Raw genomic sequence first — 1726 nt, 5'->3', positions numbered from 1 at the left:
AGCCAGGCCCGCGCCATACGAGCCTGCCGAGTTCTCACCGACGGTCCGCACGGCCACCGGGTCGCCGATGGTGCGCGCGGTCGCGTCGCGGGTCGCGTCGTCCGGGTGCGGGATCGTGCCGAGACCCGCCGTGAGGCCGTCCCGCAGCTGCGTCGAGCCGTCGGCCAGCGCCCGAGCGCCCGCGGCCAGTCGATCCGTGCCGTCGACAGCGGTCTGCTCGCCATCGCGCAACGCGGCGGCGCCGTCTCGGAGCTGAGACGTGCCATCGGCCAGCCGCATGCCGCCGTCTGCCGCCTGCGCGATGCCTTGGGTCAACGCGGGAGTCGCCGCGGCGAGGGTGTCCGCGCCATCGGCCACATGGTCGGCGCCGTTCGCCAGCGTCCGCAGCTGGGTCGCCGCCGTCTGGACCTTCCCGTTCGCCAGGTCGACCGGCGCGCGCAATCCGTGGACACTCGCCAGCACCTCGGTGATCCGGTCTTCAGGCACGCCTATCGCACGCAGATGCCCGGCGATGTCACTCTCCACGCCGTCGAGCTTGTCCACGACACCTTGCGCGGCCCCTGCGACTTCCTCACCCGCGACTGCGACCCGCTCGTTGCCGTGCGCGACCTGACGCGCACCCGAGGCGAGCCGAGCGGTCTGGGCGGGCAGGTCCGTTGCCTTGTCCCGCAACGTGTTCAGCCCAGCGGACAGTTCACCCGCGCCGGACGCCGCCGTCGCGGACCCCTCCGCCAACTTCCGCGAACCGTCGAGCAGCGCCCGCTGCCCGTCGGCGAGCTTCGTGGCACCCGCGCCGGCCTCGCCCGCTCCGTCGGTCAGTTTCGAAGCGCCCGCCGCGGCTTCCTGCGTGCGCTGGTAGACCTGCCTGCCGGTGGTGACGCGGCGCAGTTCGCTGCGGGCCAGGCGGAGGGTGTTCACGAGAGGGTCTCCAAGGGCGCGGGCTGGTCGTGCTCACCCAGCCGGGCGGGGGTCAGCGGGAGCCGGTCGGCGGCGGAGGTGCCGCACAGCACGACGACCGCGCGGCCCGACTGGGCCTGGGCCAGCGCGGTGGGCCACCAGTCGCCCACGTCGGCCGTGTGCCGGTCCGGCGTGTCGAAGACCAGCAGGTCGGCGGCGGGGCGGGCGAGGTCGGTGAGCAGCGCGATCCGGGCGGCGGCGGGCACCGCCTCGAACCGGGTCCGGGCGGTGAGCCCGTGCTTGTCCAGCAGGTCGGTGCGTGATCGGTGGACGCGGGTCAGGGCCAGCTCCTCGGCGATGACGTCGACGACTTTGAGCCCGGCTTCGGGCTCGGTCACCCCGGGCGCGTCGACCAGCACGGCGCGTTCGCGCAGCTCAGCGGCACCTGGCTCGACCGAGCCCGCCGAGGGCGTGATCCGGCCGGTCAGCGCCAAGCCGAACGCGGTGTGCCCCTGACCGGGGTCGCCCGCGACGACGGCGAGTTCGCCTGGCCGCACCCGAAGGGAGGTGGCCCGCAGCAGCGGACCGTGGGCTCCGGTGACCGCGACGCGGTCCGCTCGGACGTCCATGCGGTGTCCCTCCAGTTGAACTGACCAGTCAGTACAAATAGTGTCGCATGACGGTTGGTTAGCGCAACTTGTTTCGAGGGGACCGGTCAGCGCAGGGCTGCGGCGGGGCGAACTTCCCACACTGTCCACAGGGGACGGTACCCCTGGCGGGCCCAGAACACCGGGGACAGCGGATTCGGCGGGTTGTAGTACAAGAACGA

1 protein-coding gene and 2 pseudogenes are annotated in these 1726 nt (G+C 73.1%); all 3 read right to left on the bottom strand.

Going from position 1 to position 1726, the window contains the following annotated elements; genetic code table 11:
• Positions 1 to 918 (bottom strand): annotated as a pseudogene (locus ACRDSQ_RS06260) (YhgE/Pip domain-containing protein); the annotation flags it as partial.
• Positions 915 to 1526: a hypothetical protein gene (locus ACRDSQ_RS06255; RefSeq protein WP_431419590.1), complete on the bottom strand. Its 612-nt coding sequence runs from the start codon at positions 1524 to 1526 to the stop codon at positions 915 to 917. The gene ACRDSQ_RS06255 and the pseudogene ACRDSQ_RS06260, both read right to left, overlap by 4 nt.
• An 86-nt stretch (positions 1527 to 1612) precedes the next feature.
• Positions 1613 to 1726 (bottom strand): annotated as a pseudogene (locus ACRDSQ_RS06250) (GNAT family N-acetyltransferase); the annotation flags it as partial.

This window comes from Actinokineospora sp., assembly GCF_050699995.1.
Classification (GTDB): Bacteria; Actinomycetota; Actinomycetes; order Mycobacteriales; family Pseudonocardiaceae; genus Actinokineospora.
The sequence above is the reverse complement of the archived record's forward strand: the minus strand, read 5'-3'. Positions and strand labels throughout refer to the sequence as shown.